Origin of the sequence: Micromonospora sp. NPDC050686, from assembly GCF_040654475.1 — a bacterium.
Lineage (GTDB): Bacteria > Actinomycetota > Actinomycetes > Mycobacteriales > Micromonosporaceae > Micromonospora.
Genome location: NZ_JBFAID010000092.1, coordinates 1 through 12,952 on the forward strand (window position 1 = coordinate 1; position 12,952 = coordinate 12,952).

The window sequence follows — 12,952 nt, forward strand, 5'->3', positions numbered from 1 at the left end:
TGCCGGACGGGAGGAGGGTCAGCCTCGGGTATCAGCCAGCCATGCGCACACGCCGCAGGCGCCCGGCAGGTGAAGACCTGCGGGGCGCACAACGCTGACGGTGCCGAACATGGCGATCACGTTAGCCAGCAACGCCGCATCGGGCGATCGATATTCCTCATGCCCTGGCCGCCGGCGGTCGTCGCACGCCTGGCGCTACTTCACCGCGACCGTGCGCCGGGACGGGAGTCCGCACGGTGACAAGGCCGGTATGGTCCCGATGGCAGCGGTCGCAACGCGTGGACGTCGGGAGTGACAGGTGTTCCTGTGGGTGCATTACACGGACATGGTGACCGCGTTGCTGGCCATGCCCATCGCCGTGGCAGCGGGCTGGGTCGTGATGCGTCTGCCGGCCCCACCGGGCTCGGGACCCTCACGGACGTGGCACCTGCTGTTTGGGCTTTTGCTCGGCGGTGCTGCGCTGCGGGTCGTCGCCGCCGTGCTACTGCTGCGAAACGGTTGGGAGTTCGCCGGGCCGAGGTTGGCGTTCGCCGGCCCGGCGCTGGTGGTGGCCGCGACGGTTTTCTGGTTGTGGGTGCGCCCGATGCTGCGCTCGCCAGCCGGAGAGTGGCGGGTAGCCCCGTGGCCCGGTGACTACTGGGCGGTGGCGGCCGCGGTAGGTGCGGTGTTGGTGGCCAACGCGGCGCAGCTGGCCGGCCTGCGCCCAGCTGCGATGACCGGAGTGGGAGTGATCGGCGCTGCCGCGCTGGGATCGGCGCGGCGGCGGACCCGGAAAGGCTGGACGCCAGCTGGCCGCTGGTGGCGGACCCCGGCCAACGCGGTTCTCGGTGTCGCGGTAGCAGCCGCAGTGCTCGTCGCATGGACAACCGCCAGCCAGCTGCCGGCTCACCACAGTATGAGCGGCGGCGCCCTCGACATCGGCGGCGGCAGCGCGATCGGCCACAGCCACCACGGTGGTGCCAGCGTGACCACGTTGACCGGCAATGACACCGCCGGCGTGCCCGCACGTCGGTTCACGCTGACCGCGCAGCCCGCCATGGTCGAGCTGGACTCGGGCCAGCGGGTGGAGGCGTGGACGTTCAACGGCATCGCTCCTGGCCCGCAGCTGCGGGTCCGGCAAGGGGACTTGGTGGAGGTGACCCTGGTCAACCGGCTGCCCGGCGTTGGGGTGACCCTGCACTGGCACGGCGTGGACGTGCCCAACGCGATGGACGGCGTGGCTGGGGTGACCCAGGACGCGGTCCCCCCGGGCGGCCGTTTCGTGTACCGCTTCCGGGCCGCACAGGTCGGCACCTACTGGTACCACTCCCACGAGATGTCCTCCGTCCAGGTCCGTCGGGGCCTGTTCGGGGCGTTCGTGGTCCTGCCCGCCGACGCGCCCGAGCAGGGCGATGCTGTGGATGAGACGGTGCTGCGGCACACCTGGGTCGATGAGGACGGCGTGGCGACGCTCGGCGTGATCACCGGCGTGCAGGGGCGACCGGTGCCGGCCGGCCGGCAGGTACGGCTGCGGCTGGTCAACACCGACGGCGAGGCCGCCACATTCACCCTGACCGGCGCCCCGGTGCGGGTCGTCGCGATCGACGGCACCGACGTGCACGATCCGAGCGTTCTCGACGGCGTGCGGATCCTGGTCGGCGGGGGAGCCCGCTACGACGTCGCGTTCACCATGCCCGACCATCCGGTTGTCCTGGACGCAGGTGGTCCGACGATCGTCTACAGCTCCGACGGAAATGCAGGCCCGGGCCGCGGGGGTACTGATCCGGCCTTGCTGGACCCGGCCCGCTACGGCACTCCGGCAACCACCCCGTTCGGGGCGGACAGCCACTTCGATCGGCGCTTCACGCTACGCGTCGACGAGCGGCTCGGCTTCTACGACGGCCGTCCAGCGATGCTGTACACACTCAACAATGCGTCGTTCCCGGACGTGCCGATGCTCATGGTCGCCTCCGGTGATCTGGCCGAGGTCACCTACGTCAACCGCAGCGGCCAGCACCATCCGATGCACCTGCACGGCCACCACATGCTGGTGTTGGACCGCAACGGCCGGCCCGCGACCGGAAGCCCGTGGTGGGTCGACACCCTCGACGTCGGGCCAGGCGAGACCTACCGGGTGGCGTTCCGGGCGGACAACCCTGGGATCTGGATGGACCACTGCCACAACCTCGAACATGCCGTCAACGGAATGGTCCTGCATCTGGGCTACACCGGCATCACCACGCCCTTCCAGACCGGGCGCGGCACCGCCAACCATCCGGAATAGGCCCGCTGCCAGGCTCTGCTTGATACGAACCCACCGCCACCTCGGACGCGGCACCCATCCGACGTTCTCTACTGCGGGCGGAGTAGGCGGCAGTAGTACCGGCGTGCGGCGGTTGCCTACCGGGGGTGGACGATGTCGTGCGCCCGGGCCGCGACGATCGGTGGCATGCCAGAAACGCCGCTTTCCGTACCCGCCGCAGACGCCGTCCTGGCCCCCGCGGCGGAGCACCGGCCGCTGCGCCGGGGCCCCCTGTTGATCACGTCGCTGCTGGCCGTCACGGCCGGTGTCCTGATCTACCTCGCTCCGCTGGCCGCGGTGTGGCGCACCGCGTGGCCGTACGCTCTGCTGTTCGCCGCGCTGGGTGCCACACAGTTGGGTACCGTTGCCCGCGTGCTGGCCCGCCCGACGTCTCGTCGGGTGGTGGCGGCTGCCGCCGCAGCGCTGGCCGTACTCGTCGTGTGGCTCCTGACCCGCGGCACGCCGGTCCTGCCGGGTCCCTCGCCGTGGATACCAGCCGACTCGGTGATCGGGTTCGTCGACTACATCTGCGCGGGGCTACAGGTCATCGGCGCAGCCGGATTCGGCATCGTCTGGGTTCTGCGCGCGGTGGCCGCCTCCCGCGGGCCCGGCGCCCCTGCCGCGCGTCGGCCGCGGCTGCGCCGGGTGGCGGGGGCGGTCGCTGTCGCGCCGGTGATGTTGGTCGTGCTCCTGGCCGCGTTCGTGGGGTTCGGCGGGGCCAGCGACGGGTTCGCGGGAGCTGGGTTCCCCGGCGACATCGTGGCTCCGCGCCAGCTGCCCGCCGGGAAGCGCAGCACGGTGGAGTACTGCCGGGTGGACGGCGTTCCGCTGGCCATGGACATCTATACCCCGCCGTCCGGTGCCGGGACACCGGGCCGGGGCGCGCCGGTGGCGATGTACATCCACGGCGGTGGCCTGGTCCTCGGTGACCGGGAACTCTCCGGTCTGGGCGCATCGTTGTCCAACCATCAGGGTGCGCTGTTCACCCCGCTGCGAGAGCGGCTGAACGCCAACGGTTACCTTGTCGCCTCGATCGACTACCGGCTGACCCCCGCCGCCCCGTGGCCCGCCCCGCTCGAGGATGCCAAATGTGCCCTGCGGTTCCTCCGGGCGCACGCCGCCGACCTCGGAATCGACCCCTCCCGCATCGGTGTGTGGGGCGCCAGCGGCGGTGGCTGGCTCTCGTCGATGCTGGGTCTGACCGGTCGCCAGGGCGGGTCCGGCCCATACGCCGAGCAGTCCAGCGCGGTTCAGGCCGTGGTGGACATGTTCGGGCCCACTGACCTCAACGACTTCGCCGACGCGCCGCCGTTCATCCGGTTCCTGCTCTGGGCCGGTATCGGTACATCCACGGCTACCCGCCACTCGTCCAGCCCGATCAACTACAGCACCGGGCACGCGCCGCCGTTCCTGATCCTGCACGGCGCGCAGGACGAGGACGTCGCACCGCGCCAGTCCGTCCGGTTCGCCGAGCGGCTGCGCGCCGCCGGTGTGCCGGCAGAGTTCGTCGAGGTCGCCGGCACCGGACACACCCTGGCCACCCCCGGACAGCAACCCTCGGCGCAGGAGGTGACCGGCATGGTGGTCGATTTCTTCATGGTGGCGCTGCGATGAGGCCCGTCCAGCGGGGGCGAGCGTCATGGCAGCGTGAACAGGGGCCCGCGATCCACGTGCGGGACGGTCCATGGCGGATCGAGCGTGCGGAAGCATGTCGCACCGCACCCCATCAGCCATTCGTCTCCCGACCACGGGCGGGGGCACGTTCTGACCCCAGGACTCCAACCGGTCCGGGCGGCGGGAGTGCTCACCCACCCGCGGCTACCAGGCACCGAGTCTGCCAACGACTGACCCGGTAGCTCCCATTAGGCGGTGGGGCGCAGTTCGGTGAGGAGATTCTCCACGCGGGTGCGGATCTCGTCGCGGATCGGGCGTACGGCGTCGACGCCCTTGCCAGCGGGGTCTTCGAGCTTCCAGTCCTCGTAGCGTTTGCCGGGGAAGACGGGGCAGGCGTCGCCGCAGCCCATGGTGACGATGACGTCGGAAGACTCCGCCGTGGCGTACTCCAGCAGTTTCGGGGTCTGGTCGGTGATGTCGATGCCGACCTCGGCCATGGCCTCGACGACGGCGGGGTTGACGGTCCCGGCGGGTGCGGAGCCGGCGGAGCGGACCTCGACGGTGTCGCCGGCGAGGTGGCGCAGCCAGCCGGCGGCCATCTGGGAGCGGCCGGCGTTGTGGACGCAGACGAACAGGACGCTGGGCTTGTCACTCATCGGGTGCCTTCCATGCGGTGCGAGGGCCGGTTGGCCGGCGTGTGATCGGGGTCGGGGAACAGGTGGACCGGGTCGCTGTCGCGGTCGAGCGTCCGGTCGCGGCCGGGGCCATGGCGGTGGTTGACGAAGCCCGGACCGGGCCAGGCGCCGCTGCTGGCCGGTGGGTGCGGTGTGGTCACGAGCGGCGGCCGACGGCGCCGTCCCCGTCGGTGGGGACGACGACCTGGTCGGCGGCGGCGCCCGCGTCGGGGTAGAGGGCGGCGAGCAGGCCCACGCCGACGGCGAGGCCCACAAGCTGCGCCAGGACGAACCCGGGCACCGAGGTGGGGGCGATGCCGGCGAAGGTGTCGGTGAACGCGCGGCCGATGGTGACGGCGGGGTTGGCGAACGAGGTCGACGAGGTGAACCAGTAGGCGGCGCCGATGTAGGCGCCGACGGCGGCGGGTGCCACCGGGGCGCGGCCGGAGCGGGCGAGGGCGAAGATCAGCATGATCAGGCCGGCGGTGGCGACGACCTCGCCGAGCCACAGGTGGCCGGCGGCGCGGTCCTTGGCGGAGAACTCGACGGCGGCGAGGTCGAACATCAGGTTCGCCAGCACCGATCCGGCGATCCCGCCGAGGACCTGCGCCACCACATAGCCGCCCAGGTCTCGGACGGTGAGGCCGGTGCCGGCGCGGCGGCCGAGAAACCAGTCAGCGGCGGAGACGACGGGGTTGAAGTGCCCGCCGGAGACCGGGCCGAAGATCAGGATCAGCGCGCCGAGGGCGAAGGCGGTGGCGGTGGAGTTCTCCAGCAGTTGCAGGCCCACGTCGCCGGGGGAGAGGGTGGCGGCCATGATGCCGGAGCCGACCACGGCGGTGACCAGCAGGGCGGTGCCGGTGAACTCGGCCAGCAGGCGCCGCCGGAGTGCGATGGTCATCAGTCTGTTCTCTCCCATGGTGTTGCTGTCCCGGATCGTCGGGCAGTTGGTTATCGGGTGGCGGGGACGTTCAGTTCGTCGAGCAGGCGCGGTGCTCGATCTCGTCGCGGATCGGCCGCATGTCAGCCAGGTCGAGGCCGGCCGGGTCGTCGACGGTCCAGTTCTCGTAGCGGGTGCCGGGGAAAATGGGGTTCGGCCATCGCTGCGGTCGCGGAGGGGTTGATCGCGATGCCGCGTTCGCTGCCGCCGGACCAGTCGATCGCCCGGTCGCCGGCCAGGTGGGTGAAGAAGCCCGGGGCCATCTGGGAGCGGCCGGCGTTGTGGGTGCACAGAAACAGTACGACCGGGCGGCCGTCGCGGTGGTTACCCTCGACGCGGGCCAGGGCCCGCAGGCGCTGGCGGGCGCCGGTGCGCTCGTTGGGCAGCGGCAGGTAGTTCGCGATGCTGGCGGCGGTGGCGAGCTGGTCGTAGCTGCTGTGCAGGAACCGCTCGATGGTTGCGGTGCCGTAGATGCCGTCGAACTTCTCAGCGAGCCGGGTCGCGGCGGTGTGCAGCGCGACCTGCTCGTCGAGGGTGATCTTTTGGCGTGGGTGGGCGGCGGTGTCGGTCATCGGGGACCTTCGGACAGGACGGCGGGGGCGAGCCGGTCGACGCGGTCGGCGAGGTCGGCGTAGGCAGCTTCGAACGCCTCGTCGGTGTCCACGCGGACCGGGTCCGGGATGGACCAGTGCAGGCGGGGGCGGACTGGTCCTGTCAGTTCCTCGTGGGCGTTGTCGCAGACGGCGATCACCAGGTCATCGCGACGCACGACGTCGGTGACGTGGGCGGTACCGGTCGGGTCGAGGTCGAGGTGGTGGCGGTGAGCCACGGCCACCGCGCGGGGATGGACCCGGGTGGCAGGCTTCGTGCCGGCGGAGGCGACCTCGCTGTGGGTGCGCTGCTTCCACAGCGCGGCGGCCAGCTGCGAGCGGGCCGAATTGTGGGTGCACACGAACACCACCCGGCCCACACCGATTAGCCGCGGGGTGGCCAGCGCGGCCAACGCCTCGGGGCGTAGCCGCAGATAGGCGCGGCGCCGGTCACCCTCGGAGCGACCCTTGATGACCAGGCCGGCGTCGGTGAGAACCCTGACGTGATGGGCGACCAGGTTCGTCGCCATGTCGAGGGTGTGGGCGATCTCCCCGGGCGAGGCGTCGCCGAGGGTGAGCGCGTCCACGATCGCCAGGCGTGCTGGGTCGCCGAGGGCGGCGTGGATCCTGGCTCGCGCGGATATGGATGAAAGCTCAGCGTCCATTGACTCAATAATCACTGAGCAGTATTCCGGAGTCAAGCCGGCCGCGGGGAGGCCTCGATCTCATCAGTGCCGGTGCTGGTGCCGGCCGATCAGCAGCAGGTCGCCAGGTAGGACTGCAGATCCGTCAGGGCGGTGATGGCGCCGTCCCGGTCGGCCCGGTAGAACACCGTCTTGCCGTCTCGTCGAGAGGTGACCACACCACCGCGTCGCAGCAGCGTCAGCTGCTGCGACGCGGTGGCCTGGCTGATGCCGACCCGCTCGGCCACCTCGCCCACGGACATCTCGGCGCCGCGGGCGAACAGCATCATGATCCGCTGCCGGGTAGGGCTGCCGAGGGCCTTGAGGAACTCCTGCGTCTGCGGCGCCAGACCGGGGGCGGCGCTCTGCGGCCCGGTCGGCTGGTCGGCGGCGGTCTGGCTCATGGTCACACCCTTCCTCGCCATCATCATATTGTCATTCAACGAAACGACGATATGATCGTGATGTGAACGATCAAGTCGATCCCGTGATCATCGTTGGCGGCGGTCAGTCCGGCCTCGCCGCGGCTCGCGCCGCCCTGGACGCTGGCCTGCGACCCGTGGTCCTGCACTCCGGCGCCGAACCGGTCGGCTCCTGGCCTGACTACTACGACAGCCTCACGCTGTTCTCGCCCGCCCGCTACAGCACCCTGCCCGGCATGCCCTTCGACGGCGACCTGGACCGTCACCCCCACCGCGACGAGGTGGTCGACTACCTCCGCCGCTACGCCGACGCCCTGGACGTCGAGATCCGCACCCGCACTCGAGCCGTCGCCGTGGGTACCCGTGCCGGCGGGGGATACCTCGTGCGCACCGACACCGGAGACGAGCTGCCCGCCGCCGGAGTCGTCGCCGCTGCCGGCTCGTTCGGCAACCCGTACCTGCCGACCCTGCCCGGGCAGAGTGAGTACGGCGGGGAGCTGCGGCACGTCGCCGACTACCGCCACCCCGACGCGTACGACGGCAAGCGCGTCGTTGTCGTGGGGGCCGGCAACTCCGCTGTCCAGGTCGCCTACGAACTCACTGCGCATGCCCGGGTGACGCTGGCGACCCGCGAGCCGGTCCGGTTCCTGCCACAGCGCATCCGCGGACGGGACCTGCACCACTGGCTCCGCGTCACTGGTGGCGACCGCCTCCCGCGCGCGATCATCACCCGCCTCGTCCGGCACGCCACGGTGCTCGACACCGGCCGCTACCGCGACGCCATCACCTCGGGCCGGCTTCCTCGGCGGGACATGTTCACCGCCTTCACCCCGGACGGCGTCCTGTGGCGTGACGGCACCGTGGAGCCGGTCGACGCCGTCATCTTCGCCACCGGCTACCGGCCCGATCTCGACTACCTCGCGCCTCTCGCCACCGTCGATCGCGGCGTGCCGCAGCAGGTGGGCGGGATCTCCACCACCCATCCTGGCCTGGTCTACCTGGGGCTGGAGTTCCAGCGGTCCTTCGCCTCGAACACCTTGCGGGGCGTCGGTCGCGACGCCGTGCACGTCATGGCCGCCCTTTCCGCGCGCGTGGGCGGACGTCCGCGCTTCTTCGGTCAGGCGCGTTACGCGGCACCCGGTGTCCAGCGGTCGGCATCGCCCCCACAGGTGGATGGAGCCACGGACGGTGCCGGCGGGTGACGGCTATGGGGGGCGAGGTCAGACCTTGGCCGCGGTCGCCGGCTCGATCGACAGCAGTGCGGCGAGCTGGCGCAGGATCTGCGGTCGGGCCCGGTAGTAGACCCAGGTGCCCCGCCGCTCGGCGTCGACCAGGCCCGCCTCGCGCAGCGTCCTGAGATGGTGGGAGATCGTCGGCCCGGTCAGGTCGAACGCCGGCGTCAGGTCGCACACGCACGCCTCGCCGTCCTCGGCGGAGGCGATCATCGACATCAGCTGCAGCCGCACCGGGTCACCAAGGGCCTTGAACGCGGGCGCGAGCACCGCGGCCGTCTCGGCCGGTACCCGGCGCTGGGCCAGCGGCGGGCAGCACGGCGCGTCGGCGTTGAGATCGACGACGGGAAGAGACGCCTGTTGCTTCGACATGCCTCTAGGTTGACATCTCTCTAATCAGCATGCAAGTGTCTGATTCGACAGACGTCAAGACAGGCGTCTCGAGGAATTGAGGACGAGCATGTTCGGCCCTACCCGCCGCTCGCGCACATCCCTGCCCGGTGTCCGGTTCTGCGACTCCTGCGCCCAGGTGTCCACCCAGGCGCAGCGGGCCGTGCGCCGCTACGACACCACCCGTGCCGACGTCTACACGCTGATCAGCCCTCGCTGAGGAGAGGACCCGACATGAGCGAGAACACTCCCACCGCCGGCGGTTTCACCGGCGACCCCGCCGCCGCCCTGCGGGTCACAGGCTCCGGCGCCTGCTGCGGCAGCCCCGCCCAGGCCGTCGGCGGGATCCTCCCACCGGCCGGCGCGACCGCCAACGGTGACCCGTGCTGCGGTACGCGGCAGGCCGCCCAGGCGGCTGACTCGTGCTGTGGCACCGAGGCCAAGGCCGACGCCATCGCCGCCGGACAGGGCTGCTGTTCATGACGGCCCCCACCGACCTCGCTGACCTGCTCGAGCAGGTCAGCGCCGAACGGATGACCGCCACCATTGCCACCCTCGCCTCCGACCCTATGGCGGGGCGGCGTGCCGGCTCGGCTGGCGGGGCGGCGGCCCGCGCCTGGCTCGTCGACCAGCTCACCGCCCTCGGTGTCGACGTCCGCACCGAGGAGTTCCCGGTCCGCGCCGTGCCGCAGGTGTATGAGGCGCCGACGGTCACCTGGGGCGACCGGAGCGGCCCCGAGGAACTGGTGTTCGGGCGGCAGGTCGCGATCCACCCGGCGTCCGCCGACACGTACCGCATTCGTCGCGGCGCCCTCGGCGTCGCCGGTGGTAAGGCCGACCCGGCGGGGCGGTGGTTGGTCGTGTCGGCCGAGATGAGCCTCTTCGACGCCTACCGCGACACCCACGGTGCGGCCGGGCTGCTGGTCCGCCGTCCGGTCGATGCCGAGGGTTGGCAGTTCACCATGCTCGCCGGACCCGACCCAGGGCCGCTGCCGGTGCTGACGCTCGACCCCGACACCCACCACGCCGCGCTTACCGCCGCCACCGTAGGCGACGGCTGGCTGGCCGGGGCGACGCCGCTGCGCCGCGACGACGTTATCGGCACCAACATTCACGCCCGACTCCGGCAGCCTGGCACCGACGGTGCCGACGTGCTCCTGACCGCCCACTACGACGGCGTCGGCGACCACCCCGGGCTGCGCCTGCCTGGCGCTTCGGACAACGCCACCGGCGTCGCCGTGGTCCTCGAAGCCGCCCGCATGCTCACCGCCGCACTGCCCGCCGGTGCGGGACTGTCCGTGGCCTTGCTCGACGGGGAGGAGGTCGGCGCGCTCGGCTCCGCCCACCACGCCACCCAACTCCGCGCCGACCGGGCCACACCGCTGGTCATCAACATCGACGGTGCCGGCCGTCTCGACGGGGCGGCCGCGGTGGAGGCCGGCGGGCCCGCCCACCGCCTCCTGGCCTTGCTCGACCAGGCCGGCCGGCACGCCGGCGTCCCCCTGGCGGCCGGTCCGGTGGCGTCGGATAACCGCCGCTACGGCGGTGCCGGTTTCGCCGCAGTGGGGATCGGTGCCGGCCTGGGTGGTTACCACAGCCCCGCCGACACCCCCGACAAAGTCGACCCCGCCGCCCTGGCCGCGATCGCCCGCCTCGTCGTCGCGACCGCCCACCTCGCCGCAACCACGCCCGATACACTTTCATCGTCAATCGGCGATAAACGATAGAAGGAGTGGCGGTGGGCGACCTGCTCGACCGGGACACCGCGCAGACCTACGCCTCGTGGTTCCGGGCCCTGGCGGACCCGACCCGGGTGCAGATCGTCGAGTACCTGGCCCGGCACGCCCGACCGATGAGCGTCGGGGAGATCGTCGCCGCCGTCGGGCTGGCCCAGTCCACCGTCTCGCAACACCTGAAGATCCTGACCGAGGTGCGGTTCGTGCTCGTCCAGCCGGTCGGCACCGCCCGTCACTATCGCATCAACGACGCCTGCGTCGGCTGCTTCCCCTCCGCCGCCGACGTCGTCATGGGCCGCCCCGCGCCCAACCCGAAGGGAGCCTGCTGATGGCCGACATCACCGTCCGCCTGATGACCTCGGACGACGCCGACCGTGTCCTCGCCATCTACCAGGCTGGCCTCGACAGCGGCAACGCCAGCTTCGAGACCACCGCACCGACCTGGACGGCATTCGACGAGGCCAAGCTGTCTGACCACCGCCTCGTAGCCGTCGACGCGGACGACACCGTGATCGGGTGGGTGGCGGTCTCGTTAACGTCGAGCCGGGCGGTCTACGCAGGGGTAGTCGAGCACTCGGTCTACGTCGACCCCGCCGCCCAAGGGCGTGGTGTAGCCCGGCTGCTGCTGGAGGCGCTGATCACCTCCACCGAGACCGCCGGCATCTGGACCATCCAGTCCGGCGTCTTCCCCGAGAACACCGCCAGCCTCGCCCTGCACCAGCGGGCCGGCTTCCGCGTCATCGGCACCCGCGAACGGGTAGGCCGGCACCACGGCCGGTGGCGCGACGTCGTCCTGCTCGAGCGCCGCAGCCCCGCCATCACCTGACCCCCGTTCAGTTCCGCCCGCCGCAGCACCACTGCACCCTCTTGATTCGACAATTCTCAACACAGAGGAGTTTCCGATGAATGTCCTGGACGAGCTGCCCGTCGTGGTGATCGGTGCGGGCCCGGTGGGTCTGGCCGCCGCCGCCCACCTGCACGAGCGTGGCCTGCCCTTCCTTGTCCTGGAGGCCGGTGAGACCGCCGGCGCAGCGGTGCGGCAGTGGGGGCACGTGCGGGTGTTCTCCCCGTGGCGGTACAACATCGACCCGGCCGCCCGCCGGCTGCTCGACGACGCCGACTGGGTCGCCCCGGCCGAGGACGCCCTGCCCACCGGCGCGGAGCTCGTCGCCGACTACCTCCAGCCCCTCGCGGAGCTGCCGCAGCTCAAGCCCCACCTGCGCTACGGCGCCCGGGTGGAGGCGATCAGCCGCCTCGGCCTGGACCGGCTGCGCACCGCCGGCCGCGAGCAGACGCCGTTCCTGATCCGCCTCGCCACCGGCGACGAACTGCTGGCCCGTGCGGTCATCGACGCCTCCGGTACCTGGGGCACCCCCAACGTCCTCGGCGCCTCCGGCCTGCCGGCCCGTGGAGAGAAGGAGGTCGGCGCGTACCTGGAGCACGCCCTGCCGGACGCGCTCGGCACCGACCGGCACCGCTTCGCCGGCCGACACACCCTCGTCGTCGGCGCCGGCCACTCCGCCGCGAACACCCTGCTCTCCCTGGCCGAGCTGGCCGCCGCCGAGTCCGACACAGAGGTGACCTGGGCGATCCGCTCGGCCAGCCCGGCCCGCACCTACGGAGGTGGCGACGCCGACGCCCTGCCCGCCCGCGGCGCGCTCGGCTCCCGGCTGCGCGACCACGTCGACACCGGCCGAATCCGGCTGCTCACCGGCTTCTCCGTGCACGCTTTCACCCCGACCGACGGCCAGGTGGCCGTGGTCGTCCGCCACGCCGACGGCAGCGACGAATCCATCACCGTGGACCGCATCGTCGCCGCCACCGGCTTCCGGCCCGACCACTCCATCGCCGCCGAGCTGCGCCTGGACCTCGACCCGATCATGGGCGCCACCCGCGCCCTCGCCCCGCTGATCGACCCGAACGAGCACTCCTGCGGCACCGTCCCCCCGCACGGCGCCGACGAGCTCGCACACCCCGAGGTCGGCTACTACGCCGTCGGCATGAAGAGCTACGGCCGCGCGCCGACGTTCCTCATGGCCACCGGCTACGAGCAGGTCCGCTCCGTCGTCGCCGCCCTCGCCGGCGACTGGGACGCCGCCCGCGACGTCCAGCTCGACCTGCCCGAAACCGGCGTCTGCAACAGCAACCCCGCCGACTCCACCGGCACCGACAGCTGCTGCGGCCCCGCCGCTGCAGCCCAGGCGGCCGGACAGGGGCTCGCCACCGGGATCTCCGGCGGCCTGCTCTCCGCACCGCTGAGCCTCACCAGCCTCGACACCCCGACCAGCGGCCAGACCCCGGGTTCCACAGATAATTGGGTTCCTGTGACACGTCCGCCGGTCCTATCGCTGTTCAGAGCGTTGGGGCCTGGTGGGAAGTTCGAAAGTCCC

14 protein-coding genes and 1 pseudogene are annotated in these 12,952 nt (G+C 71.7%); 9 read left to right on the plus strand and 6 right to left on the minus strand.

Features of this window, described 5'->3' with window-relative positions; all coding sequences use genetic code 11:
* The first annotated feature begins 298 nt into the window (after positions 1-298).
* On the plus strand, positions 299-2,263 hold the full coding sequence (locus tag AB0H57_RS31465; protein ID WP_357512308.1) for a multicopper oxidase family protein: 1,965 nt from the start codon (positions 299-301) through the stop codon (positions 2,261-2,263).
* Between the two features lie 165 nt (positions 2,264-2,428).
* Positions 2,429-3,895 carry an alpha/beta hydrolase gene (locus tag AB0H57_RS31470; RefSeq protein ID WP_357512309.1) on the plus strand — a complete coding sequence of 489 codons (1,467 nt, stop codon included), beginning with the start codon at positions 2,429-2,431 and terminating at the stop codon, positions 3,893-3,895.
* Positions 3,896-4,143: 248 nt separating this feature from the next.
* Here AB0H57_RS31470 and AB0H57_RS31475 read toward each other — a convergent pair whose 3' ends face one another.
* The 5 genes from AB0H57_RS31475 to AB0H57_RS31495 form a co-directional block, all read right to left on the minus strand.
* Positions 4,144-4,551: an arsenate reductase ArsC gene (locus tag AB0H57_RS31475; RefSeq protein ID WP_357512310.1), complete on the minus strand. Its 408-nt coding sequence runs from the start codon at positions 4,549-4,551 to the stop codon at positions 4,144-4,146.
* A gap of 175 nt (positions 4,552-4,726) precedes the next feature.
* On the minus strand, positions 4,727-5,470 hold the full coding sequence (locus AB0H57_RS31480; RefSeq protein WP_357512311.1) for an MIP/aquaporin family protein: 744 nt from the start codon (positions 5,468-5,470) through the stop codon (positions 4,727-4,729).
* Positions 5,471-5,592: 122 nt separating this feature from the next.
* Positions 5,593-6,081, minus strand: coding sequence for a three-helix bundle dimerization domain-containing protein (locus tag AB0H57_RS31485; protein WP_357512312.1), 489 nt, complete (start codon positions 6,079-6,081; stop codon positions 5,593-5,595).
* Positions 6,078-6,764, minus strand: a complete 687-nt coding sequence (locus AB0H57_RS31490; RefSeq protein ID WP_357512313.1) for a helix-turn-helix domain-containing protein — start codon at positions 6,762-6,764, stop codon at positions 6,078-6,080. The genes AB0H57_RS31485 and AB0H57_RS31490 overlap by 4 nt, the downstream gene beginning before the upstream one ends.
* An 89-nt stretch (positions 6,765-6,853) precedes the next feature.
* Positions 6,854-7,186: a metalloregulator ArsR/SmtB family transcription factor gene (locus AB0H57_RS31495; RefSeq protein WP_357512314.1), complete on the minus strand. Its 333-nt coding sequence runs from the start codon at positions 7,184-7,186 to the stop codon at positions 6,854-6,856.
* Between the two features lie 62 nt (positions 7,187-7,248).
* On the opposite strand from AB0H57_RS31495, the gene AB0H57_RS31500 reads away from it, so the two are divergent.
* Positions 7,249-8,406, plus strand: a complete 1,158-nt coding sequence (locus tag AB0H57_RS31500; protein ID WP_357512315.1) for an NAD(P)/FAD-dependent oxidoreductase — start codon at positions 7,249-7,251, stop codon at positions 8,404-8,406.
* 18 nt (positions 8,407-8,424) lie between these two features.
* Here the strand turns inward: AB0H57_RS31500 and AB0H57_RS31505 are convergent, their stop codons facing one another.
* Entirely contained in the window at positions 8,425-8,808 is a 384-nt protein-coding gene (locus AB0H57_RS31505; RefSeq protein ID WP_357512316.1) for a metalloregulator ArsR/SmtB family transcription factor, read from the minus strand.
* Between the two features lie 88 nt (positions 8,809-8,896).
* Here AB0H57_RS31505 and AB0H57_RS31510 point away from each other — a divergent pair, with 88 nt between their 5' ends.
* The 6 genes and pseudogenes from AB0H57_RS31510 to AB0H57_RS31535 form a co-directional block, all read left to right on the plus strand.
* Complete coding sequence (locus AB0H57_RS31510) at positions 8,897-9,046, plus strand: hypothetical protein (protein ID WP_357512317.1); 150 nt, start codon at positions 8,897-8,899, stop codon at positions 9,044-9,046.
* A gap of 14 nt (positions 9,047-9,060) precedes the next feature.
* Positions 9,061-9,309 (plus strand): hypothetical protein, encoded by a 249-nt coding sequence (locus AB0H57_RS31515; RefSeq protein ID WP_357512318.1) that lies wholly within the window; start codon positions 9,061-9,063, stop codon positions 9,307-9,309.
* Positions 9,306-10,553 carry a M28 family peptidase gene (locus AB0H57_RS31520; RefSeq protein WP_357512319.1) on the plus strand — a complete coding sequence of 416 codons (1,248 nt, stop codon included), beginning with the start codon at positions 9,306-9,308 and terminating at the stop codon, positions 10,551-10,553. Before AB0H57_RS31515 ends, AB0H57_RS31520 begins: the two co-directional genes overlap by 4 nt.
* Entirely contained in the window at positions 10,550-10,891 is a 342-nt protein-coding gene (locus AB0H57_RS31525) for a metalloregulator ArsR/SmtB family transcription factor (protein ID WP_357512321.1), read from the plus strand. Before AB0H57_RS31520 ends, AB0H57_RS31525 begins: the two co-directional genes overlap by 4 nt.
* Positions 10,891-11,388 carry an N-acetyltransferase family protein gene (locus AB0H57_RS31530; RefSeq protein ID WP_357512320.1) on the plus strand — a complete coding sequence of 166 codons (498 nt, stop codon included), beginning with the start codon at positions 10,891-10,893 and terminating at the stop codon, positions 11,386-11,388. Before AB0H57_RS31525 ends, AB0H57_RS31530 begins: the two co-directional genes overlap by 1 nt.
* 76 nt (positions 11,389-11,464) lie before the next feature.
* Positions 11,465-12,718 (plus strand): annotated as a pseudogene (locus AB0H57_RS31535) (FAD-dependent oxidoreductase); the annotation flags it as partial.
* Positions 12,719-12,952 lie beyond the last annotated feature (234 nt).

Bases quoted from the DNA above. Each gene is read 5' to 3' on its own strand.
- AB0H57_RS31470 (WP_357512309.1), top strand. From the start codon at position 2,429: ATGCCAGAAACGCCGCTTTCCGTACCCGCCGCAGACGCCGTCCTGGCC.
- AB0H57_RS31475 (WP_357512310.1), bottom strand. From the start codon at position 4,551: ATGAGTGACAAGCCCAGCGTCCTGTTCGTCTGCGTCCACAACGCCGGC.
- AB0H57_RS31480 (WP_357512311.1), bottom strand. From the start codon at position 5,470: ATGACCATCGCACTCCGGCGGCGCCTGCTGGCCGAGTTCACCGGCACC.
- AB0H57_RS31485 (WP_357512312.1), bottom strand. From the start codon at position 6,081: ATGACCGACACCGCCGCCCACCCACGCCAAAAGATCACCCTCGACGAG.
- AB0H57_RS31490 (WP_357512313.1), bottom strand. From the start codon at position 6,764: ATGGACGCTGAGCTTTCATCCATATCCGCGCGAGCCAGGATCCACGCC.
- AB0H57_RS31495 (WP_357512314.1), bottom strand. From the start codon at position 7,186: ATGAGCCAGACCGCCGCCGACCAGCCGACCGGGCCGCAGAGCGCCGCC.
- AB0H57_RS31505 (WP_357512316.1), bottom strand. From the start codon at position 8,808: ATGTCGAAGCAACAGGCGTCTCTTCCCGTCGTCGATCTCAACGCCGAC.
- AB0H57_RS31510 (WP_357512317.1), top strand. From the start codon at position 8,897: ATGTTCGGCCCTACCCGCCGCTCGCGCACATCCCTGCCCGGTGTCCGG.
- AB0H57_RS31515 (WP_357512318.1), top strand. From the start codon at position 9,061: ATGAGCGAGAACACTCCCACCGCCGGCGGTTTCACCGGCGACCCCGCC.
- AB0H57_RS31520 (WP_357512319.1), top strand. From the start codon at position 9,306: ATGACGGCCCCCACCGACCTCGCTGACCTGCTCGAGCAGGTCAGCGCC.
- AB0H57_RS31530 (WP_357512320.1), top strand. From the start codon at position 10,891: ATGGCCGACATCACCGTCCGCCTGATGACCTCGGACGACGCCGACCGT.